Origin of the sequence: Agarivorans sp. TSD2052 (assembly GCF_023238625.1) — a bacterium.
Lineage (GTDB): Bacteria > Pseudomonadota > Gammaproteobacteria > Enterobacterales > Celerinatantimonadaceae > Agarivorans.
Genome location: NZ_CP096670.1, coordinates 4,367,501 through 4,388,340, shown reverse-complemented (window position 1 = coordinate 4,388,340; position 20,840 = coordinate 4,367,501). Strand labels below are relative to the sequence as shown.

21 protein-coding genes (1 of these 21 cut by a window edge) are annotated in these 20,840 nt (G+C 44.8%); 15 read left to right on the top strand and 6 right to left on the bottom strand.

Going from position 1 to position 20,840, the window contains the following annotated elements; translation table 11 throughout:
• Positions 1-16: 16 nt before the first annotated feature.
• The 3 genes from rarD to M0C34_RS20080 all read right to left on the bottom strand — a co-directional run bounded on the left by rarD (position 17) and on the right by M0C34_RS20080 (position 2,203).
• Positions 17-916: an EamA family transporter RarD gene (rarD, locus tag M0C34_RS20090; protein WP_248713428.1), complete on the bottom strand. Its 900-nt coding sequence runs from the start codon at positions 914-916 to the stop codon at positions 17-19.
• A 103-nt stretch (positions 917-1,019) separates the two neighbouring features.
• Positions 1,020-1,616 (bottom strand): AbiTii domain-containing protein, encoded by a 597-nt coding sequence (locus M0C34_RS20085; RefSeq protein WP_248713427.1) that lies wholly within the window; start codon positions 1,614-1,616, stop codon positions 1,020-1,022.
• Between the two features lie 122 nt (positions 1,617-1,738).
• Entirely contained in the window at positions 1,739-2,203 is a 465-nt protein-coding gene (locus M0C34_RS20080; protein WP_248715675.1) for a thioesterase family protein, read from the bottom strand.
• A 139-nt stretch (positions 2,204-2,342) separates the two neighbouring features.
• On the opposite strand from M0C34_RS20080, the gene recQ reads away from it, so the two are divergent.
• The 4 genes from recQ to polA all read left to right on the top strand — a co-directional run bounded on the left by recQ (position 2,343) and on the right by polA (position 9,038).
• The gene (recQ, locus tag M0C34_RS20075; protein WP_248713426.1) at positions 2,343-4,130 is read left to right on the top strand and encodes a DNA helicase RecQ; all 1,788 of its coding nucleotides are present in this window, start codon (positions 2,343-2,345) and stop codon (positions 4,128-4,130) included.
• A 31-nt stretch (positions 4,131-4,161) separates the two neighbouring features.
• Positions 4,162-5,583, top strand: coding sequence for a protein adenylyltransferase SelO (locus M0C34_RS20070; protein WP_248713425.1), 1,422 nt, complete (start codon positions 4,162-4,164; stop codon positions 5,581-5,583).
• Positions 5,571-5,879, top strand: coding sequence for a hypothetical protein (locus tag M0C34_RS20065; RefSeq protein WP_248713424.1), 309 nt, complete (start codon positions 5,571-5,573; stop codon positions 5,877-5,879). Before M0C34_RS20070 ends, M0C34_RS20065 begins: the two co-directional genes overlap by 13 nt.
• 387 nt (positions 5,880-6,266) lie before the next feature.
• Entirely contained in the window at positions 6,267-9,038 is a 2,772-nt protein-coding gene (polA, locus tag M0C34_RS20060; RefSeq protein ID WP_248713423.1) for a DNA polymerase I, read from the top strand.
• Between the two features lie 744 nt (positions 9,039-9,782).
• Here polA and M0C34_RS20055 read toward each other — a convergent pair.
• Both M0C34_RS20055 and yihA read right to left on the bottom strand, forming a co-directional pair.
• Positions 9,783-10,853, bottom strand: coding sequence for a glycoside hydrolase family 43 protein (locus tag M0C34_RS20055; RefSeq protein ID WP_248713422.1), 1,071 nt, complete (start codon positions 10,851-10,853; stop codon positions 9,783-9,785).
• 265 nt (positions 10,854-11,118) lie between these two features.
• Positions 11,119-11,760, bottom strand: coding sequence for a ribosome biogenesis GTP-binding protein YihA/YsxC (yihA, locus tag M0C34_RS20050; protein ID WP_248713421.1), 642 nt, complete (start codon positions 11,758-11,760; stop codon positions 11,119-11,121).
• Between the two features lie 144 nt (positions 11,761-11,904).
• Between yihA and M0C34_RS20045 the strand changes: the two genes are divergently transcribed.
• The 5 genes from M0C34_RS20045 (at position 11,905) to hemN (ending at position 15,633) form a co-directional block, all read left to right on the top strand.
• Positions 11,905-12,522 carry a c-type cytochrome gene (locus tag M0C34_RS20045; RefSeq protein ID WP_248713420.1) on the top strand — a complete coding sequence of 206 codons (618 nt, stop codon included), beginning with the start codon at positions 11,905-11,907 and terminating at the stop codon, positions 12,520-12,522.
• A gap of 108 nt (positions 12,523-12,630) precedes the next feature.
• Positions 12,631-13,272 carry a methyltransferase domain-containing protein gene (locus tag M0C34_RS20040; RefSeq protein WP_248713419.1) on the top strand — a complete coding sequence of 214 codons (642 nt, stop codon included), beginning with the start codon at positions 12,631-12,633 and terminating at the stop codon, positions 13,270-13,272.
• Between the two features lies 1 nt (position 13,273).
• Positions 13,274-13,795, top strand: a complete 522-nt coding sequence (gene yihI / locus M0C34_RS20035) for a Der GTPase-activating protein YihI (RefSeq protein WP_248713418.1) — start codon at positions 13,274-13,276, stop codon at positions 13,793-13,795.
• A 5-nt stretch (positions 13,796-13,800) separates the two neighbouring features.
• Entirely contained in the window at positions 13,801-14,247 is a 447-nt protein-coding gene (locus tag M0C34_RS20030; RefSeq protein WP_248713417.1) for a DUF2489 domain-containing protein, read from the top strand.
• A 12-nt stretch (positions 14,248-14,259) separates the two neighbouring features.
• Positions 14,260-15,633: an oxygen-independent coproporphyrinogen III oxidase gene (gene hemN, locus M0C34_RS20025; RefSeq protein WP_256469298.1), complete on the top strand. Its 1,374-nt coding sequence runs from the start codon at positions 14,260-14,262 to the stop codon at positions 15,631-15,633.
• 28 nt (positions 15,634-15,661) lie between these two features.
• Here hemN and znuA read toward each other — a convergent pair whose 3' ends face one another.
• Entirely contained in the window at positions 15,662-16,543 is an 882-nt protein-coding gene (znuA, locus tag M0C34_RS20020; RefSeq protein WP_248713416.1) for a zinc ABC transporter substrate-binding protein ZnuA, read from the bottom strand.
• Between the two features lie 119 nt (positions 16,544-16,662).
• Between znuA and znuC the strand changes: the two genes are divergently transcribed.
• The 6 genes from znuC to aroE form a co-directional block, all read left to right on the top strand.
• Positions 16,663-17,415, top strand: a complete 753-nt coding sequence (znuC, locus tag M0C34_RS20015) for a zinc ABC transporter ATP-binding protein ZnuC (protein ID WP_248713415.1) — start codon at positions 16,663-16,665, stop codon at positions 17,413-17,415.
• Between the two features lie 3 nt (positions 17,416-17,418).
• Positions 17,419-18,207 (top strand): zinc ABC transporter permease subunit ZnuB, encoded by a 789-nt coding sequence (gene znuB, locus M0C34_RS20010; RefSeq protein WP_248713414.1) that lies wholly within the window; start codon positions 17,419-17,421, stop codon positions 18,205-18,207.
• Complete coding sequence (gene tsaC / locus M0C34_RS20005) at positions 18,207-18,788, top strand: L-threonylcarbamoyladenylate synthase type 1 TsaC (RefSeq protein ID WP_248713413.1); 582 nt, start codon at positions 18,207-18,209, stop codon at positions 18,786-18,788. Before znuB ends, tsaC begins: the two co-directional genes overlap by 1 nt.
• A gap of 20 nt (positions 18,789-18,808) precedes the next feature.
• The gene (hemF, locus tag M0C34_RS20000) at positions 18,809-19,747 is read left to right on the top strand and encodes an oxygen-dependent coproporphyrinogen oxidase (protein WP_248713412.1); all 939 of its coding nucleotides are present in this window, start codon (positions 18,809-18,811) and stop codon (positions 19,745-19,747) included.
• A gap of 134 nt (positions 19,748-19,881) precedes the next feature.
• On the top strand, positions 19,882-20,262 hold the full coding sequence (locus M0C34_RS19995; protein WP_248713411.1) for a MaoP family protein: 381 nt from the start codon (positions 19,882-19,884) through the stop codon (positions 20,260-20,262).
• Positions 20,263-20,361: 99 nt separating this feature from the next.
• Positions 20,362-20,840, top strand: the 5' portion of a protein-coding gene (aroE, locus tag M0C34_RS19990) for a shikimate dehydrogenase (protein ID WP_248713410.1). 340 nt of this gene lie beyond the right edge of the window; the window shows 479 of its 819 coding nt (coding positions 1-479); the start codon lies at positions 20,362-20,364; its stop codon lies off the right edge, out of view.

Genomic DNA, 20,840 nt, shown 5'->3' with positions numbered 1-20,840 from the left:
AAAGTCTAAGCAGCCATTATTTGGCTGCTTTTTTTTGTCTGCGTTGGTTACGTAAGGCATCCCAGGTAAATACGCTTAAACCTAGCCAAATAAAAGCGAAGGTGAGTAGCTTCATGGGCTCTAGCTCTTCGCCATATACACTGGTGGCTAAAATGAACATCAGCGAGGGGCCAATGTATTGAAAGAAACCAATAGTAGACAGGCGTAAGCGCGTAGCGGCCGCAGCAAAACACAGTAAGGGCAGTGTCGTGACGATGCCTGCACTTAATAACAGTATATTTAAACTGCTAGTATTGCCGAGTAAATGGCTGGTAGCTGAATCGGCAAATAACCCCAGATAAGCCAGCGCTAGCGGAAATAACCATAGGGTTTCCACAAATAATCCTGGCAAGGCTCCTAGGTTGACTTTTTTGCGTAGTAAACCATAAAAGCCAAAACTCACCGCTAAACTGATCGCAATCCACGGCAGAGAGCCATAGCTTATAACCTGAATTAACACGCCGCTGAGGGCTAAACCAATCGCAACCCATTGAGCGCGACGAAAGCGCTCCCCCAAAAACAGCATGCCTAATACAACATTAAATAAGGGGTTGATGTAGTAACCCAAACTAGCGTCCAACATGCGGTCATTATTGACCGCCCAAATGAAAATCAACCAATTTAAGCCTATTAACACTGAGGTTAGTGCTAGCGTCGCTAATTGCCTGGGTTGTTTGATAACCGCACTTACCGCCCCCCATTGCTTACCTAAACCGAGCAAGGCTGCCACAAATACACAAGACCAAATGACGCGATGCGCTAAAATTTCATAGGCAGGTACTTGAGTCAGGCTTTTAAAATATACGGGAGCAAAGCCCCACATAACATAGGCGGCAAGGGCAAAGATTACACCGTGCTTAGTGGTTTGATTAGGCATTAAGTTGGGAGTTTGGCGAGAAAGTCAGTGTAGTGTATCAGGTGAATGGATATGCAGCCATATATTCAATTGCGCGGTTTCTAGGATGATTACCTCAAGCTGTTTATGCGGTTGAGGTGGCATCTTTGTAAAGTTTAGCCCATAGCAAATCTAGTTGGGGGTTTTGCTTACACTGCTCAGCCACCTCTGCGATGAGTACCGCACCTTTGGGGTTATCAGATAACAGTAACAAGTGAATTAAATGGCCGAGCACACCACTAATTAAGCGTTCATTTAGTGGAGCATGGAAACTTTGCCAAGCACGTACACACTGGTAGCCGGGAATAATATCCTCGGCATAGCTGGCTAAAAGTCGAGTAGGCCAAGCGCGTTGAATTTCTTCCTCTGTGCTTAAGCAGTCGCTTAACGATAACTGAAGGTGCAAATAACGGAGTTGGCAACGGTCTCGTTCATTTAGACAATCATCGTGGATTTGCTCAAAATGCTGCAACTCTTGGCCCGGTTTCTTAAAAATGCCGAACTGTTTACATTCTACGATTCGATAATCAGGGAAGTGAGCAAAATCACCGTACCCTTCAAGCTCGTGCTCTAACCATTGATCGATATCTTCTATGCTTAAGCTGTGGGCGTGTTCTCGTACGGTTTGCAGAATAGCTTGTAGTAAACTGATTACACTGGGCGAAATAGTCGGAGCGCTCATTAGCCTGATAGCCTATTTAACAGAAGAGTTAATGTCCTTAGTATAGTCATAACTGACAGTGAGATATCAATATTTACTTAAGGAAAATGAGAAAATAGTTACCCAGTGGCAAGCGAACTGGACTAGCCAACTAAGTAAGTACCGGTACCAAAAGCAATATGGGTACCCTCTTGGTTATGTAGCTCCATGCGAGTTACGGTCACTTTATTGCCTGAACGGATCACTTCTGCAGAGGCATAAAATAGCTCTCCTACTCCCGGACGTAAGTAATCAATGCGCAGATCTATGGTACCGGTTTTGCTCATCCGTACTGACAATTCTTTACTGGATAGGTTTTCTAAACGTTGCACTGCCGCTGCGGCCGCGGTCATTCCTCCGGCTACATCCAAAATAGTGGCAGTGACTCCGCCATGTAAGATGCCGTGAATGGGGTTACCGATTAATTTGGGGTCCATGGCGAGTTTTAAGGTGACTCCGGTAGCACTGTATTCTACCAATTCAATACCAAGTAATTGATTAAAAGGCATTTGATTGATGAAGGTGTCGGCGATGGCTTTACGCCATTTTTGTTGTCGTAGGGTGGTCATCATTAATCCTTAAAAGTTAAACGCCTGTTTAAATACAATATAGCGAGAAAAGAATAAAGGCAAACCAAGACAAGACCGTGGCGCTTGATTACAATAGCCGACCGATTAGCCAACAACACAGTTTTGGATTTCACCCCGAATGCAGCGCGCCCAGCAAGTTCTACAAGATGTTTTTGGTTTTGCCGAATTTAGAAGCGGGCAAGCGGCGGTTATTCAGCGTTTGTTGGCAGACCAAGATTGCCTTGCCATTATGCCTACGGGCGGTGGAAAATCCTTGTGTTACCAAATTCCTGCTTTAGTTAAGTCAGGTTTAACAGTGGTCATTTCACCACTCATTTCGTTGATGAAAGATCAAGTAGACAGTTTGCAGCATAATGGTGTGAATGCAGCCTACTTAAACTCTAGCTTAGCGCGTGATCAGCAATACCAAGTTTACCGAAGCCTCCAGCAGGGTGAGCTGAAATTACTGTATATTTCGCCCGAGCGATTGATTAATGGTGACTTTATACAACGCTTGCAAGCATTGCCTTTGGCTATGTTTGCCATTGATGAGGCGCATTGTATTTCGCAATGGGGTCATGATTTTAGGCCTGAATATAATGCGCTGGGTTGCCTCAAACAGAATTTTCCTAACATACCCTTGGTCGCTTTAACTGCGACCGCCGATGATACAACACGCTTAGATATTGTTCAGCGATTGGGGCTGGGTGAAGCCTTCACCCATATATCTAGTTTTGATCGCCCTAATATTCGTTATACCTTACAAGAAAAATATCGCCCTTGGCAGCAGCTTAGTGATTATGTAAAACGACGCCGAGAAGACAGCGGTATTGTGTATTGCAGTAGCCGTAAACGCGTCGAAGAGTTGGCGATGAAACTGAGTGCCGAAGGTTTGCGCAGTGCTGCCTATCATGCGGGCTTGCCAATAGCACAACGCCAGTTGGTTCAGGAACAGTTTCAGCGGGATGAAATAGAAGTGGTGGTTGCCACAGTCGCCTTTGGAATGGGCATTGATAAACCCAATGTGCGCTATGTATTTCACTACGATATTCCACGAAATATTGAAGCTTATTACCAAGAAACCGGTCGCGCAGGGCGAGATGGCACCGAAGCCGAAGCGGTATTTTTGTATGATCCTGCCGATGCGAATTGGGTGCGGCGGATGATTGAAGAAAATGAAAACGAGCAACAGCGGCGAGTGGAAAGCCATAAGTTTAATGCCATTGTGGCCTTTGCTGAGGCACAAACCTGTCGTCGCCAAGTATTGTTGAATTATTTCGGTGAGTATCTCGCTAAACCTTGTGGTAACTGTGATGTTTGTTTAGACCCTCCTAAGCAATATGATGGTCTGCAAGATGCACAAAAGGCACTATCTTGCGTTTATCGCTTAGGTCAGCGCTTTGGTATTGGTTACGTTATCGAAGTATTACGTGGCAGTATGGGACAGCGCATACTTGAACAAGGTCATGACAAACTGTCTACGCATGGGATCGGAAAAAGTGCCAGTCATGAGCATTGGATGAGCATTTTACGTCAATTGATCCATTTGGGCTTGTTACAGCAAAACATTGCTCGTAGCTCTGTGCTCCAACTTACCGAAGCCGCACGACCGTTTCTCAAGGGTGAGCAACCATTATCGTTGGCGGTACCGCGCCTAAATACCACCAAGCAAAGCAAAAAAACCGCCAGTTATGGGGTTTATGATAAACGTTTGTTTGCTTTGCTACGTAATTTAAGAAAGCGCTTGGCTGATGAAGAATCGGTACCTCCATTTGTGGTCTTTAACGATGCGACATTGATTGAAATGGCACAGCAACAACCGCAAACGCAACATGAAATGTTGGCCATTAGTGGTGTGGGTTTAAAGAAATTAGAACGATATGGGTATCAATTCTTGGGCCTTATCGATCAATATCAGGCAAGCTAAGTACTTATCATTTGCTAATCAAGGGTCACACATGGAATTTGTGAATCGTTTTGCCACTGAATTACCGGAGCTATGCCATCAGCAGCAACCTACGCCACTAAAAGATCCTGAAATGGCCATTGTTAGTCACGATGCGGCTCAGTTAATTGGCTTAGACAGCGATTTTATGGCAGGCCCGCAGGCCTTGGGTTTAAGCGCTGGTAAGCTATTGATTGATGGTATGCAACCTGCTTCTACGGTATATGCAGGGCATCAGTTTGGTGGTTATTCACCGCAGCTTGGTGATGGCCGAGCCTTATTGCTCGGTGAAGTGAAAACGCCGCAAGGTGATTACTGGGAGCTGCAATTAAAAGGTTCTGGATTAACCCCTTTTTCACGACAAGGTGATGGTAAAGCGGTATTACGCTCTAGCATACGTGAATTTTTGGCTAGCGAAGCCATGGCGGCTTTAGGGATTGCTACTACGCGAGCCTTGAGTTTAACGGTGGGTTCTGGCCTAGTGCAACGAGAGCGTTTTGAAAAAGAAGCGATGTTGGTGCGTATGGCACCCAGCCATATTCGCTTTGGTCATTTTGAATACCTTTATCACCAGCAGCAAACTAAGCCCTTAAAGCGCTTAGTTGATTTTTGCTTGGAGCATTACTTTAGCGATTGTCTTGAACAATCAAACCCCGTATTAGCAATGCTGGAACAAGTCGTAGATAGCACCGCCTTGATGATTGCCCAGTGGCAAGCTGAAGGCTTTTGTCATGGCGTCATGAATACTGACAATATGTCGATACTAGGGCTCACCATGGATTACGGCCCCTATGGATTCCTTGATGATTACGACCCGTTACATATTTGTAATCACAGCGATCACTATGGTCGTTATGCCTTTAATCAGCAGCCGGGAATAGGGTTGTGGAACTTACAGCGTTTAGCGCAGGCTTTGTCTGATTACATACCAAGCCATCAAACAGAACCGCTGTGGGTGCGGTATCAACAGAAGATTAATCAACATTACCAAAGCTTGATGCTAAATAAATTGGGATTGCAGGTTTGGCAGGATGGAGACGAAGCACTATTAGCGCAATTGCTTAAACTCTTGGCCGAGCAAAAAGCCGACTATCATCAAAGCTTACGCGCCCTAGCGCAGCCCTTAGAAGAATTACCGCAGCGCTTAGCTGAGCCATGGCAAACTTGGTTAACGCTTTATACTGCGCGTTGTCAGCATAGCAAGCTGAGCCAGCAACAACGTATCGAACATATTCAGCAGCACGTACCTTTATACGTATTACGTAACTATTTAGCGCAACACGCGATTGAGCAAGCTGAAGGCGGCGATTATGCGAATCTACAATTGCTACATAAGGTGCTTAGCCAGCCTTTTAGTCAGCAAGCAGATATGCAACGTTTTGCCGAAACGCCGCCTAGCTGGGGCAAGTGTTTGGAAATATCATGCAGCAGTTAAGTGGTCGCGTAGACATTCTTGAAGAACATGCGGTTATTAAACTTAATCTAGTGTTTAGTGAGGCGCATTTTTTAGCTCAAGCTAAACAGTTTGTTGAGCAGCAATCTTGGCCAATCTCAGTGACTGAACAAGGCGCCGATTGGCAAGTCTTAGGGTTTTATCTTGGCCCACAATTATGGTGGTGGCGTTTCGATGGCTTAAGCGAAAGTACTTGGTTTGAATGCGCCAATAGTGAACATTTTCAGGCCAGTTACCCATCATTACTGGCAGCACTAAAACATGCCAGTTTTAGTTAAACGAAATTAAATTTTTAGGCTGATTAAAATGTGATCTATTCCAAGGTTTCCCCCAGTATAATCTTCTATATTATTCCACCTGCCTAGCTTGGGTTGTTTGTTAATTGTTCAGCTAGGCCCGAAAAGCAATGTCATGGAATGATGTTTTCCACAATAAGGAAAGTGTTTGCTGCCCCTACTTGTTGCCTTTCTTTTTCTGTAAGTTGTTGAAATAAATAATGTTAATGCATTTTTAATAAGCTTGTGAATATTTCGCGAGAGAATCACCGCTGTTTGTCAACAGACTTATCCACAATTTATCGATAGCTAAATCGCTTAGCTCTGGTGCATTTAGAGTGGCTGTGGCATCATCGAGCGCAATCAAAATCAGAACTATGGATCACGGTTATGGCAACCCTCCCCGAGCAGCCTTTGGTATTAGTTGATGGCTCATCTTATCTGTACCGCGCGTACTATTCTCCGCCACATTTGACTAACTCAAAAGGTGAGGCTACCGGTGCCGTTTATGGCGTAATTAACATGCTACGCAGTTTGCTTAAGCAATTTAAGCCAGAGCACATAGTGGTGGTGTTTGACGCCAAGGGGAAAACCTTTCGAGATGACATCTATAAAGAGTACAAGGCTAATCGTCCTTCAATGCCTGATGATTTGCGCAGTCAAATCGAGCCTTTACATGCGGTTATTAAAGCCATGGGACTGCCCTTGGTGGCAACGCCAGGCGTAGAAGCTGATGATGTGATTGGCACCTTAGCCAAACAAGCTTCCGCTGAAAACAAAGCGGTGGTGATCAGTACTGGCGATAAAGATATGGCTCAGTTGGTGGATGAGAACATCACTTTGATCAATACCATGACCGATACGGTGATGGATCGTGCGGGTGTAATTGACAAGTTTGGCGTACCGCCAGAGCTAATTATTGATTACTTAGCATTGATGGGTGACAAGGTAGATAACATTCCTGGTTTACCCGGTGTGGGCGAAAAAACAGCCTTGGCTATGTTACAAGGTATTGGCGGTGTTGATGCGCTGCTTGCCGATCCTGATGCGGTTGCCCCCTTGGGCTTTCGCGGTTCTAAAACCATGCCGAAAAAACTTCGCGAACATGGCGAAGATGCCCGCTTGTCTTACCTATTGGCAACCATCAAATGTGATGTCGATGTTGGCTTTAGCATGGATGACATGCAGCGCAGCCCTGAGGATAAAGACGCCTTAATTAAGCTGTTTGGTCAATTAGAATTTAAACGCTGGTTAAGTGAGGCTTTGAGCAATCAATCTAGCTCAGCATTGCCAACAGGTGGTGAACTGGAGCAGACGAGTGATGCCGCTGAAGCGGTTGTCGTTGAACTGAAAGGTGAATACGAAACCATCTTAACTGAGCAACATTTTGAACAGTGGTTTAAGCAATTAGAGGGCGCAGAACTGATTGCCATTGATACCGAAACCACCTCGCTAAACTATATGCAGGCTGAGTTAGTCGGTTTATCGTTTGCAGTAGAAGCGGGTAAAGCTGCTTATTTACCGGTTGCCCATGACTACCTTAATGCCCCTGAGCAACTTGACCGCGATTGGGTACTCGAGAAACTGAAGCCGATGTTGGAAGATCCTAACAAAGCCAAAGTCGGTCAAAACTTAAAATACGATGCTAGCGTCTTAGCGCGTTATGATATTGCCCTGAAAGGCATCAAGTACGACACCATGTTAGAGTCTTACGTGCTTAACAGCACCTTGACTCGTCATGATATGGATTCACTGTCATTACAATACCTCCAGCATAAAACCATTAAATTTGAAGACATCGCGGGTAAGGGGGCTAAGCAACTCACCTTTAACCAAATTGAACTTGAAGTCGCCGCGCCTTATGCGGCAGAAGATGCTGACGTTACTTTACGCTTGCATCAAACCCTATGGTCAAAATTAGAGCAGCAACCTAAGCTGAAAAGCTTGTTTGAAGATGTTGAGTTGCCGCTTGTCAGTATATTATCGCAAACCGAGCGCCAAGGTGTACGCATCGACAGCTCTCGTTTAGCTGCGCATAGTTTGTCTTTAGGCGAACGCATTGATGGCTTAGAGAAGCAAGCGCACGAGTTGGCTGGCGAACCATTTAATTTGGGCTCGCCTAAGCAGTTACAAACTATTTTATTTGAGAAAATGGAACTGCCAGTCGTTAAGAAAACGCCAAAAGGTGCCCCTTCAACGGCGGAAGAAGTATTACAAGAATTAGCCTTAGATTACGCACTGCCTAAAGTGATTTTAGAATACCGTAGTTTATCTAAGCTTAAGTCTACGTATACCGATAAATTGCCTAAAATGGTGGAGCCAAGTACTGGTCGAGTACATACCTCTTATCATCAAGCGGTAACGGCTACGGGGCGTTTTTCGTCTACTGATCCTAACTTACAAAATATCCCTATTCGTCATGAAGAAGGGCGCAAAGTTCGGCAGGCTTTTGTCCCTGCCGATGGCTATAAATTGGTGGCGATTGATTACTCGCAAATTGAATTGCGTATTATGGCGCACCTTTCGCAGGATCCTGGTTTACTGAAAGCCTTTGCCGCGGGGGAAGATGTTCACAAAGCCACTGCCGCGGAAGTATTTGGCAAAGAACTTGAGGCAGTTAGCAGTGATGAGCGCCGTAGTGCTAAAGCAATTAACTTTGGGTTGATTTATGGCATGAGTGCCTTTGGTTTGGCGAAGCAATTAGGTATTGGCCGTGCTGACGCCCAACACTATATGAATCGATATTTTGAGCGTTACCCTGCTGTTCAAGACTACATGGACAGTACACGAGATTTCTGCCAAGAACACGGCTATGTTGAAACGGTGTTTGGCCGTCGTTTGTATTTACCTGAGATTAATTCACGTAATGGTATGCGTAAGAAAGCTGCCGAGCGTGCAGCGGTGAATGCACCGATGCAAGGCACCGCCGCCGATATTATTAAAAAGGCGATGATTGCGGTGGCTGCTTGGTTAGACACCCAACCCAGCGAGCATTGCAACATGTTAATGCAAGTGCACGATGAATTAGTGTTTGAAGTATTGGAAAGTGAAATAGAACGTATAGTGCCTAAACTGACTCAACTGATGGAGCAAGCGGTAAGTTTAGATTTACCTTTAGTTGCTGAGTCTGGTGTTGGTAACAATTGGGATGAAGCCCACTAAGTTATCGCGGTGTTGGCAAAAGGGAGGCTTAGGCCTTCTTTTTTTGTGCCAAAAATTCGAGTCTAGTCATGGTAATTTTGAAAACCTTTTCGCGTAATTTAAAAACTCGTCTAGCCCTAAAAAATGAAATTCCCTTACAAAAAGTGCTTTATTTTTCAGCAGTGATACTCTAGAGTAACCGTTGTAGGGTACAGAGGTAAGATGTTCTATCTTTCAGACCTTTATTTCACGTAGTTGAAACAGGCTATTTTGCCGCCTCGACAGTCATCTGTCGGGGCGTTTTTTTGTTTAAAATTAAGTGGATACGCCCAGTTGATCTTGTGGGCTTGTGATTTTTATTCGTTCTTCGTTATTTCTCTCTCATTTTGTTGCTTTATTTCTCTTTTTGAGTTGTTAAATTACATTTTATTGAGTGCTTTCCCTCTGAAATTGAAGCTTTGCAAGTCTGTTTTGCTAGGTTAAGCCTGCGGAATAAACACATTTTGAAAAGCTCATGAAATAAAAACGCATTTTTTTGAAAAACTTTGTGAACTAATTCATTTTCTGCGAGTCATAATTAAAGCAATTGGAATAGTGCTTTCAGTTTTAAGAATTTCATTTCTTATAAGCCTCATCGGACGATGAGGCTTTTTTTTGTCTGGATTTCGGTGTGCAGTAGATTGGTCACTATGCGCTGAGCGGAACATTTATTACAGACACAAAAAACGCCACGGTTGTGGCGTTCTACTGGCTAAAAATGTTGGCCTATGTGTAGTAAGGCTCAATCACTTCAATTTTGCCATTATCATCAATGTTCAACTCAGCCATTTTGATGCTGCGTAAGTGCGTTTGACCAGCAGAAAGGGTACTGTCATGGTAGAACAAGAACCACTTATCTTGATACTTAACAATTGAGTGGTGGGTGGTCCAACCTAATACCGGCTCAAGTATGACCCCTTCATAGCGGAATGGCCCATAAGGTGAATCACTGCTTGCGTAGGCAATTTTATGGGTATCACCTGTAGAGTAAGAGAAGTAATAGCGGCCATTGTGTTTGTGCATCCAAGGCCCTTCGAAGTAACGGCGCTCGTTATCGCCAGCAAGCAGTAGCTCGCCATTTTCGTCAACAATGTCGATTTCTTTAACCGTCTCAGAAAACTCCAACATGTCGTCAGTCAGTTTTGCTACTAGTGGTTTAAGCGCAGGTTGATCATCGGCAGGGAATTGATCTTCACCAAATTCACCATTGCGCCAATTTTGTAACTGACCACCCCATAACCCACCAAAGTACATATAGTGGCTGCCGTCGTCGTCTTTAAATACCGCAGGGTCAATGCTGAAGCTGCCTTCAATCGCTTTATCTCGTGGTGTGAATGGCCCTTCAGGTTGGTCGCCCACCGCCACTCCAATTTGGAAAATACCGTCGTAGTTGCGTGCTGGGAAGTACAAATAGTATTTGCCATCTTTTTCTGCAGCATCTGGCGCCCACATTTGTTTCTCAGCCCAAGCAACGTCTTTAACGTCTAGCGCATTGCCATGGTCTGTGACAACCCCAAACGGACGGTCTAGAGAAAATACGTGATAATCACGCATATCGAAATGGTCACCGTTATCATTTAAGGGTTGGCCATTATCAACATCGTGCGAAGGATAAACATAAATTTTGCCATTAAATACGTGTGCAGAAGGATCGGCGGTGTACATGTGGGTGACTAGCGCGCCGCTAATTGGCTTTAATTGATCGGCTCGTGCTTTGTCTGCTGCGGTTACGGCTTCTGCATCACTGAGTTCACTAGGCTCTAGAGCATTGGCTTTGGTCGTGTCATTCACGCTCATGTTGTTTCCTCATTTAGTTTTGCGCTCAGTATAATGGTCTGGCTTGGCATAACCTTTACGTTCTTCTGTAGCTCAATTGCAAAATTTATCACTAGACGATGTTTCTCATAAATTTATGAGCTAGCGCACAGCTCACAGCTGTGAAAAGCGGATGAAGAGGCGGCATGCAGATGAAAATGAGCGAAAGCAGTGGTTGTAACTAAATGGAGTATTGCTTGCTTAGGGGAAAGTTAAGGCCTGCAGAAAAACGACAAGCCTGTCATTGTCATTCTTCGGCAGATGTCTCGCTTGGGTCACTATCTTGCTGATGTTGGTCAAACCAAGCCACTAGCGCATTTTGTAGTAAGTCTAAGCCAGTTCGTTTTAACGATGAGAAACCTTCTACACGGACATTGCCGCCAAACTCGGAGGCTGTTTCGCGGCCTTTTAAAATAGCGGCTTTACGTGCGCCCTGCTTAAGTTTGTCGGACTTAGTGAGTAATGCCAGTACTGGCAAATTACAATCTACTGCCCATTCAATTAAGCCGCGGTCGGTGTCTTTGAATGGATGACGAATGTCCATCAACACCACAATGCCTTTTAAGCTTTGGCGATCTTGTAGGTATTCAGAGAGTGACTTTTGCCACTTCTTTTTAACCTCTTCGGGAACTTGGGCAAAACCGTAGCCGGGTAAATCGATTAAACGAAAGCCTTCACTTATCTCAAAAACGTTAATTAGTTGGGTTCGTCCAGGTGTTTTACTGGTTCGTGCTAAACTTTTTTGGCGAGTTAAAGTATTTAATGCGCTAGATTTACCAGCATTTGAGCGTCCTGCAAAAGCTATTTCAATCCCGCTATCCTCCGGCATGGCCGTAATATCGGGCGCACTGGTAATAAAGTGGGTGTTTTGAAAATGATATTGCGCCATGGTGATGTTGAGCTCCACAAGGAAATTAGGGTAATACATTACGTTTTTGGCAAAATTGTGTAAAATAATGCCGTTACTGGACTCGCTAAGTGTATCACGGGGCACCAGTGTGTGGTTTGGAATAATACTAATAAATGGAATGTCATGAAAAAACTTACCGTAGTTTTAATGTTAATGGCGGGTTTAGCCAGTCCAGTATGGGCAAAGGGAGATGCAGCAGCTGGGGAGCAGAAAGCGGCAACGTGTAAAGCTTGTCACAACGAGCAAGGTGAAGCTGCAGGCTATCCGAAATTAGAAGGCCAGCACGCCGGATACCTCGTTAAACAGTTGCAAGAATTTAAAGCCGCTATGACTAGCGGTGGAACTGAAGGCCGAAATAACGCCGTGATGGGTGGTATGGCAATGCCATTATCTGAACAAGACATGGAAGATTTAGCGGCTTACTTCTCAGCGCAAGCTATGAGCCCAAATACCACTGCGCCAGAATACGTGGAAGCTGGTCAGAAGTTATACATGGGTGGCGATTTAGAACGCGGCATCGCGGCTTGTACTGCTTGTCACGGGCCACGAGGTGTAGGCCAAAGTTTGGCTAAGTTCCCGCGTATCTCTTCGCAGTATGCTGGTTATATTAAGTCGCAACTAGAAATGTTCCGCAGTGGCGAACGAAATAACGATATGAATGGCATGATGCAAGATGTTGCGAGTAAGCTAAGCGATAAAGACATTGAAATCTTGTCGCAATATCTTGGTGGATTGCACTAAGACATAAATGGGCAGCTCAGGCTGCCCATATCTGCTTGATTTATTATTCGCCATCGATGCTCTAAGTGTTACACTTGCGCCCCTAAAAATACGGCAAGGTGTTGATCGGTGAAATGTCTACTCTGTAGTACCCCATCACCCAACGATTTTTATCGTAACAAAGCGCGTCAGTATTGGCATTGTGCAGTATGTGATTTGATATTTGTTGATCCGAATGATGTGCTAAGTGCTGCTGCTGAACACGCCCATTACAACTTGCATAATAACGACCCGCAAGATCAAGCATATTTAAACTTTTTGCGACGAGTGAGTGAGCCTGTGATTGCTGCCTTGAAACAGCCAGCTATTGGTTTAGATTTTGGTTGTGGTCCTGGGCCCGCGTTAAGCCATTTGTTAGCACAAGCAGGACATCAGTTACTGAACTATGATCCAATATACTACCCAGATGAGCAGCGTTTACAGCAGACCTATCGGTTTATAACTTGTACTGAAGTCGTTGAGCATTTTAACTACCCGGCCAAAGCTTGGCAGTGCTTAATGGACTTGTTGCAGAGGCCTGGTTTGCTAGCCGTAATGACTAAGCGCCATTGGGGAATTGATGTATTTCCCCATTGGCATTATAAAAACGATCCGACTCATGTGGTGTTTTATAGCGATAAAACATTGCATTGGTTAGCCGATCGTTATCAGATTAGATTGGACATAGTGGGTCCCGACGTGGCGCTATTCCATAGAGGTGAAGGTAATTAACATGGCTAGAAAAAAGAATCGTAAAGGTGGTTTGATTGGGGTACGTAAAGATCCAGATTTTAAAGCAAAGCGTATTGCCGTTCCCGATCGTGTAACCAAAGGTAAAGGTAATAGCTCTGGTAGCCGTCAGCAAGAAGCTGAACTGGTCACCAATCAGGCTGGCGCTAAACAGAAGCAAGATCCGCGTTTAGGCAGTAAAACACCGGTTGTTTTGGGTGTGGCTAAACCAGCAGTTAAGAAAGACATTAAACCGGTAAAAGCCAAGCAGCCACTTACTCCTGAGAAAGAGTTAGCGTTGTTAGAGGCCAACACTCGTTTGGAAAACCTGATTGACCTATTAGATGAGGGCGCTGAAATCAGTAAGCAAGAGCAGCAGTGGGTTGATCAACAACTTGCCCGACATGCAGAGTTGTTGGCTGAGCTAGGTTTATCAGAAGAAGCTGAAGAAGTTGACGCATTAGATGAAGACGAACAGTTATGGCGTTCACTCAACAGCTCTTCTCTAGATCAATATAAGGATTAAGTCGTATGTTTTGGTGGGTATTGGCAGGGCTAGCTATTATTTCGGTTTTAGCTATTTACGCTGCAGTATTAGTGGGGCGTTTGCTTGGACAACGTAAGGTCATTAAACAGGCTGTTGAAAAGCGTAACCAACACTTACTTACCGATATTCGCTATATTGCGAAAGCGATGCAAGAGGACCGCTGTGGCTTATCAGAAGGTGTGATCCGTCTCTGTAATTTGTTAATTGCCCTGCAAACGCCTGCTGTGATTGATTGGGCGCAGCGATTTCCGTCGGTGTTTCAGTTATATAATGCGGTTAAAGAATTGCCCACTCATGAGGCGCGCAATACGCTGCCTTTGCAACAGCGGATGCGTCAAGATCTCGAACGTGAAGCTGAAGAGAAAGCCTTGGCCGAGCAAATCTTGCAAGAAGCCGCTGTTATCGCCCAACTGAATCTAGATACGCTTTAGGAGAACACTCACATGTCACTACTTGGTGTAGATTGGGATCAACAACTGATCGAGAAGTACAACTACTCAGGGCCGCGTTATACTTCGTACCCAACCGCGCTAGAGTTTAGCGAAGAGTTTGGTGAAGCCCAATTTAAGGTGGCAAGTGAAAAATTCCCTGAACGGGACTTATCACTGTATCTGCATATCCCGTTTTGTCATAAGCTTTGTTATTACTGCGGCTGCAATAAGGTGATTACTCGTCATCAACATAAGGCCGATATTTATCTGGATTACTTAGAGCAAGAAATCTTGTTGCAAGCACCGCGCTTTAAGCAGCGTAAAGTGAGTCAAATGCATTGGGGTGGTGGTACCCCAACCTATCTAGAACCCGAACAACTAAAGCGTCTTACTGGCCAGCTGTTTAAGCAGTTTAGCTTTACTGAAGATGCTGAAATCAGTATTGAAGTTGACCCTCGCGAGATAGCGCTATCGACTATCGATTTACTGGCTGAGTTAGGCTTTAATCGTTTAAGTCTAGGGGTGCAAGACTTTAATAAGCAAGTGCAACAAGCGGTAAATCGTGAGCAAGACGAAGACTTTATTTTTGCCTTGGTTGAACGGGCCAAAGCTGTGGGCTTTAACTCGGTCAACATTGATTTAATCTATGGCTTACCCCATCAAAGTCGCAACAGCTTTAGCAAAACATTAACTCGTGTGATCGATCTAGACCCAGATCGCCTCTCGGTATTTAACTATGCGCACTTACCTAGTCGTTTTGCTGCGCAGCGTAAAATTGATGAATCTGCCATGCCAAGCAGTGATGAGCGCTTAGGTATTTTGCGTGACAGTATTGAGTTTCTCACAACCCACGGTTATCAGTTTATAGGTATGGACCATTTTGCCAAGCCAAATGACGAATTAGCCATCGCGCAAAACAAAGGCGAGTTGCACCGTAACTTTCAAGGTTATACCACCCAAGGTGAAGCCGATCTGCTGGGTTTAGGCGTGTCGTCGATTTCTATGCTGGGTGATGCTTACAGCCAAAATCAGAAAGACTTAAAAACCTATTACGCACAAATTGACCAGCAAGGTCACGCCCAGTGGAAAGGCATAGCCTTAAATCAAGACGACCTGATTCGTCGTGAATTAATCAAAAAATTAATATGTAACTTCCAGCTGCAATTTAGCGATATAGAGCAGCAGTTTACCCTTAACTTCCACGACTATTTTGCTGAAGACTTACAGTTGCTACAGCCTTTTGTCGAAGATGGCCTCGTCACCATCAACACAGCAGTGATTACTGTGACGAATAAGGGGCGATTGCTGATCCGCAATATTTGTATGTGTTTTGATGTGTACTTCCGCACTCAAGCACGGCGGCAGCAGTTCTCAAGAGTGATTTAACAAAGCGGAGCTTAGGCTCCGCTTGTTGTTAGTCGCTCAAACACTCATGGTAGGTATTAGCCAGTTGTCTTAGTAGCGCAAAATAACCTTGCGCATCTTGTTCGACACTAATACCCAAAGGGTCTAGTAGGCTAATTTGGGCGCCACTATCCTTACTTATGTTTTCTAGTAAGGCACCATCAAATTGCGGTTCAGCAAAAATACAGCGAGCCGAACCTTGTTCTAGTTGTTGGCGAATACTTTGCAGTGTTTTTGCCCCAGGGCGGCGTTGCGGGTTGATGGTAAACTCACCTAAACGATTCAAACCAAATTGGCGTTCAAAGTAGCTATAGCCATCGTGAAAGACAAAGTATCCTTGTTGCTTCACTGGCGCCAACTGCTCCATTATCTCTTGTTCTAAGCTGTCCAAGCGTTGGTTAAATCGAGCTAATTGCTGCTCTAATAGTTTTTTTGATTGTGGCTGCAAGGCCATCAACTGCTGACTAATGGCAGCGGCGATAACGCGAGTTTCAGCAAGGCCTAACCAAATGTGAGGGTCAACCTCATGGTGATGATCGCCATGTTGATGATGGTCGTGTCCTTCTTGACCTTCAATCAAATTTAAGCCTTCTAATTGAAGTAAGGTGAGTTGAAGGGTATTGGTTTGACTGAGTGGCTTAGTTAAAAAAGGTTCTAGCTCTTCCCCTACCCAAATGACCAGATCTGCTTGGCGAATACGTCGAACGTCAGATGGACGCAATGCATAATCATGGGGGGATACGTTAGGACTAATTAAATAATCCACCTCTAATTGGCCTTCCGTTAGACTAGTAACAATTAGCTGAAGGGGTTTAATGCTAACCAAAATGTTAGGCTTGCTTGCCCAACTAGGTGCGGCTATTAACAATAAAGCAAAGAACAGTTTACGCATAAAGACTTTTTGGGGTGATTTGGTTAAATAATACGATAGTGTAACATCTAGTGTAGAATAGCGCCCCCAAGTAAAACTCGCTGGGTTTTTACAAACGATTTTTCAATAGGAAGCTGAGATTGAGCACCTTACTGTCATTAAGCAACATCTGCGTTAGCTTCGATCAGCGCTTGGTATTAGACCATGTTTCGCTAGAGCTAAATCGAGGTCAAATTACCACCTTGATTGGCCCCAATGGCGCGGGTAAAAGCACCTTAATTAAAGTGATCCTAGGTTTGATTTCGGCAGATTCAGGTAACATCACCAAGGCCTCAAAGTTACGTATTGGCTATGTACCGCAAAAAATCAGTTTAGATGAATCCTTTCCTTTGACGGTTGAGCGTTTCTTAAAATTAGCGCGTCGCTCATCTAAGCAAGGTTTAGCTAAAGTGATTCGTCAATTAAGTATTGATAGCTTACTGACAAGGCAAATGGTGCGTTTATCGGGTGGCGAAATGCAGCGAGTATTATTAGCAAGAGCCTTATTAGGTGAACCGCAGTTGCTGGTACTAGATGAGCCGGTACAAGGTGTTGATATCTCAGGACAGATTGAGCTTTATCAGTTAATTGCCGATATCGCGCAACAGATTAATTGTGGAGTATTGTTAGTTTCTCATGACCTTCACTTAGTGATGGCGGGCACGGACCATGTGATTTGTTTAAATCACCATGTATGCTGCCATGGCGAACCAGAGAGTGTTGCTCAGCATCCTGAATTCGCGCGTTTGTTTGCTCAAAATGAACGTCAGCAGTTAGCCGTTTATACCCATCATCACGTATGTGATGACCATGAGCATCATCATAATCAGCCAAGCACTCAAGAGATTAACTAAATCATGGATGACTTTTTAATCAATGCCTTATTGGCGGGCTTAGGTATCGCTGTATTAGCCGGCCCGCTGGGTTCTTTCATGGTGTGGCGGCGCTTAGCCTATTTTGGTGATACCTTAGCGCACGCATCTTTACTGGGGGTTGCCTTAGGTTTGTGGCTACAAATCAACCCGATAATCGCGGTGGTGTTTAGCGGTGTGATGTTGGCGATTATCTTGTTGTCGCTACAGCGTTATAAGCAATTAGCGAGTGATACTTTGTTAGGCATTATGGCGCATTCAGCCTTGTCTCTCGGTTTGGTGGTTGTGGCGTTAATGGATAATGTTCGTATCGATCTGATGGCCTACTTATTTGGTGATTTATTAGCGGTAACTCAACAAGACTTGTTATGGATTTGGGGCGGTGGTGCAGTCGTACTGGCTATTTTACTGAGCCAGTGGAACAAACTGCTATCGGCAACGGTACATGAACAAATCGCCGAAGTTGAAGGAGTGAACGTTGCTGTTATGCGGGCCTTGTTATTGCTATTGCTGGCGGTGGTGATTGCTATTGCGATGAAAATAGTCGGTGCGCTAATTATTAGCTCTCTGTTATTAATTCCTGCGGCTACGGCGCGACGCTTAAGCCGGTCACCTGAGCAAATGGCTATATTTGCTATTGTGTTTGGTGCTATATCGGTGGTGCTAGGCTTGTGTTTATCTTGGTATCAAGATACGCCTGCAGGGCCCTCAGTGGTGGTGTGTGCCGCTCTACAGTTTGTATTGATCCATAGTTTAGTTAAAGTGCAAAAATAATGACTCATTCTCACTCTCAAACAGTAGCGATTACTACTGTTGCCGAAACGGCGATAAGTGCATTAAAACAAGGCCAGGTATTGGCTTACCCGACCGAAGCGGTGTTTGGATTAGGTTGTGATCCTGACCAGCAAAGTGCGGTGGAAAAAATCCTGAAAATAAAACATCGTCCAGTTGAAAAAGGGTTGATTTTGTTAGCCTCAGATTTAGCCCAGCTGTTGCCATATATTGAGTATGCGGCGCTAAGTGCCGAGCAGCGACAATTATTGATTACCCCGCAATTGCGTCCCACCACGTGGTTAGTGCCAGTGTCAGAGCTAACACCTAAATGGATTTGTGGTCAATTTAGCAGTGTTGCGGTGCGATTAACCTCTCATCCCGTAGTGAGCGCTGTGTGTGATGTATGGGGTAAACCTTTAGTCTCTACTTCGGCCAATTACAGTGGAGAACCCCCTGCGGTCACTGCGAACCAAGCCACCCAACTCAGTGGTGTAGATATAGTCTTAGATGGTCCTTTGGGTGGGGCAACGCAAACGAGCCAAATTAAAGACATTTTCACTGGTGCTGTGATTCGTGCATAACATTGATTCAAGGAACTAACATGCAAGACGTAAACATCGAAGCCGTGCGACAATTTTTTCTGCAACTACAGCAAACTATTTGTCAGCAATTGGAACAACAAGATGGTCAAGCCCGTTTCTTACACGATGATTGGCAACGCGATCCTGCGGAGCATAAAGGCTTAACCGGTGAAGGCCGTACTCGAGTATTAACCAATGGTCGAGTTTTTGAACAAGCGGGGGTCAATTTTTCGCATGTCTGTGGTGAGCAAATGCCCGCTTCAGCTACCGCTCAGAGGCCTGAATTAGCGGGCAGGCATTTCGAGGCCATGGGGGTCTCTTTGGTTATTCACCCCAACAATCCAATGGTGCCCACCTCGCATGCCAATGTGCGTTTTTTTGTCGCAGAAAAGGAAGGCGAAGCGCCTATTTGGTGGTTTGGCGGTGGTTTTGATTTAACACCTTATTATGGCTTTGATGAAGATTGTATTTCTTGGCATCAAGCGGCTGCCGACTTATGCCAGCCTTTTGGTGAAGAAGTTTATGCTAATTATAAGGCGTGGTGTGACCGCTATTTCTTCTTAAAACATCGTAATGAAACCCGTGGTGTAGGCGGACTTTTTTTTGATGATTTAAACGAAGATGGCTTTGAGCAAAGCTTCGCTTTTACCCAAGCAGTAGGCAACGGTTTCTTAGTGGCTTATTTACCCATTGTAGAGCGTCGCAAAGGTATTCCTTTCACTGAGGCGCAGCGTGATTTTCAGCTATATCGGCGTGGTCGTTATGTTGAGTTTAATTTGGTGTATGACCGTGGCACCTTGTTTGGCTTGCAATCGGGTGGCCGTACTGAGTCGATTTTGATGTCTTTGCCGCCGTTAGTGAAATGGCGTTACAATTGGCGGCCTGAAGTCGGTAGTTTAGAAGAGCAGCTTTACCAACGTTATTTGGTCCCCCGCGATTGGTTAAATCAATCGATGTAGCGGCTGTAAAAAAAATGACTTATTTTCTTGCAACAATCCCAGCTATGGATTAAATATTTTATTTGTTGGCTACTCATTGGTAGCGAATACCTAACAAATAATATTAATGATTTTTAATCGTTGAGTCTTGCGCTATGAATGGATCGTTTTCAGCAACACGTCGATTTTTCGATGATAAAAACTTTCGCCGCGGCTTTTCTCGCAGTGGTGCCTTTACGATAAAAGAAGCCGAGTTACTTGAGCGTTGTGGCAGCGCTTTTAAAGAGCTCGACGAAGCCTTGCGTCAGCCAATCGATGAGATTGAGTCTGAATTTGTGTCGGTGTGCCGCGGTGACGCCGAGCCAGAAACTGCCGAGCAAAAGCTTTGGCTAAAATACAAAAAGCTTACCGGTCGTAAGGCCTTTCATGGTTTGGTGAGTAATCCGCCTAAGCTAGCTGCAAAAGTAGTTGATAGTGACGATGATGACACTAGCGATTTAGACGATGATGCACCAGAACTGGATGACGATGATTAATAATTAGCAGCGCAGGCTGCTTTTTATTTTTTGTACTTTGGCTTTTGCTTAAAGCCTTGTTAAGGTGCGTTATTGTTTTTGTTTTAAGTAGTGCACCTAATGGATTTATACGCAGTATTTGGCAACCCAATTAGCCAATCAAAATCGCCTTTTATTCACACCCTTTTTGCCCGTCAAACTCAACAGAAATTGACCTATACCGCAATTGAGCCAGCAGACAATGGTTTTGCCGAGGCCCTCTCACAGTTTTGGCGCGAGGGCGGGAAAGGCTGTAACATTACTGCGCCATTTAAAGAGCAGGCTTATCAGGCTGCCGAGCAACACACCGAGCGGGCCTTACTCGCGGGTGCGGTGAATACCTTAAAACTGACCGATGATGGTGTGATTTTGGGAGACAATACTGATGGTGCGGGTTTAGTCGCTGATCTGGTGGCCAATTTTGGCGAGCTTAAAGGTTTACGCATTTTGTTACTGGGGGCTGGTGGCGCAGCGCGCGGAGTGTTACATCCCTTATTACTCGCACAACCCAATGAGTTGATTATAGCGAATAGAACGGTTAGCAAAGCAGAAGCGCTAGC

What these genes read in the sequence shown, in the direction of transcription:
- M0C34_RS20065 (WP_248713424.1), top strand. Translation starts at nt 5,571, where the DNA reads ATGCAGCAGTTAAGTGGTCGCGTAGACATTCTTGAAGAACATGCGGTT.
- M0C34_RS20085 (WP_248713427.1), bottom strand. Translation starts at nt 1,616, where the DNA reads ATGAGCGCTCCGACTATTTCGCCCAGTGTAATCAGTTTACTACAAGCT.
- yihA (WP_248713421.1), bottom strand. Translation starts at nt 11,760, where the DNA reads ATGGCGCAATATCATTTTCAAAACACCCACTTTATTACCAGTGCGCCC.
- yihI (WP_248713418.1), top strand. Translation starts at nt 13,274, where the DNA reads ATGGCTAGAAAAAAGAATCGTAAAGGTGGTTTGATTGGGGTACGTAAA.
- hemN (WP_256469298.1), top strand. Translation starts at nt 14,260, where the DNA reads ATGTCACTACTTGGTGTAGATTGGGATCAACAACTGATCGAGAAGTAC.
- M0C34_RS20030 (WP_248713417.1), top strand. Translation starts at nt 13,801, where the DNA reads ATGTTTTGGTGGGTATTGGCAGGGCTAGCTATTATTTCGGTTTTAGCT.
- polA (WP_248713423.1), top strand. Translation starts at nt 6,267, where the DNA reads ATGGCAACCCTCCCCGAGCAGCCTTTGGTATTAGTTGATGGCTCATCT.
- M0C34_RS19995 (WP_248713411.1), top strand. Translation starts at nt 19,882, where the DNA reads ATGAATGGATCGTTTTCAGCAACACGTCGATTTTTCGATGATAAAAAC.
- M0C34_RS20080 (WP_248715675.1), bottom strand. Translation starts at nt 2,203, where the DNA reads ATGACCACCCTACGACAACAAAAATGGCGTAAAGCCATCGCCGACACC.
- znuA (WP_248713416.1), bottom strand. Translation starts at nt 16,543, where the DNA reads ATGCGTAAACTGTTCTTTGCTTTATTGTTAATAGCCGCACCTAGTTGG.
- tsaC (WP_248713413.1), top strand. Translation starts at nt 18,207, where the DNA reads ATGACTCATTCTCACTCTCAAACAGTAGCGATTACTACTGTTGCCGAA.
- hemF (WP_248713412.1), top strand. Translation starts at nt 18,809, where the DNA reads ATGCAAGACGTAAACATCGAAGCCGTGCGACAATTTTTTCTGCAACTA.
- rarD (WP_248713428.1), bottom strand. Translation starts at nt 916, where the DNA reads ATGCCTAATCAAACCACTAAGCACGGTGTAATCTTTGCCCTTGCCGCC.
- M0C34_RS20045 (WP_248713420.1), top strand. Translation starts at nt 11,905, where the DNA reads ATGAAAAAACTTACCGTAGTTTTAATGTTAATGGCGGGTTTAGCCAGT.
- recQ (WP_248713426.1), top strand. Translation starts at nt 2,343, where the DNA reads ATGCAGCGCGCCCAGCAAGTTCTACAAGATGTTTTTGGTTTTGCCGAA.
- M0C34_RS20070 (WP_248713425.1), top strand. Translation starts at nt 4,162, where the DNA reads ATGGAATTTGTGAATCGTTTTGCCACTGAATTACCGGAGCTATGCCAT.
- M0C34_RS20055 (WP_248713422.1), bottom strand. Translation starts at nt 10,853, where the DNA reads ATGAGCGTGAATGACACGACCAAAGCCAATGCTCTAGAGCCTAGTGAA.
- znuB (WP_248713414.1), top strand. Translation starts at nt 17,419, where the DNA reads ATGGATGACTTTTTAATCAATGCCTTATTGGCGGGCTTAGGTATCGCT.